This window comes from Methylobacterium organophilum, assembly GCF_022179465.1.
Classification (GTDB): domain Bacteria; phylum Pseudomonadota; class Alphaproteobacteria; order Rhizobiales; family Beijerinckiaceae; genus Methylobacterium; species Methylobacterium organophilum.
On the sequence record NZ_BPQV01000095.1, the window covers coordinates 1 to 215 of the forward strand.

Consider the following 215-nt stretch of genomic DNA (forward strand, 5'->3'; position numbering starts at 1 on the left):
GTCGGCCGCGTCGTGGACCAGTTGCCCGGCGAACGGCAGACAGGCCACCGCTCCGACCAGGCACCCGAACGTCGTCACCTGCAGCGGGCTCGCCGCGCCCAGCGCCGGCTTCTGCGAGACGACACCGGCGGCGTACGCGATCGCCGCGAGCACACACAGCACCACCCCGAGCACCGAGGAACCGCCCTCCCCCGACATGGAGAGGCCCACGGTCA

At 73.0% G+C, this 215-nt stretch carries 1 protein-coding gene; it reads right to left on the reverse strand.

Going from position 1 to position 215, the window contains the following annotated elements; genetic code table 11:
- On the reverse strand, positions 1 to 215 hold a 215-nt coding region (locus tag MFF21_RS23895), incomplete at both ends, for an EamA family transporter (protein WP_238315070.1).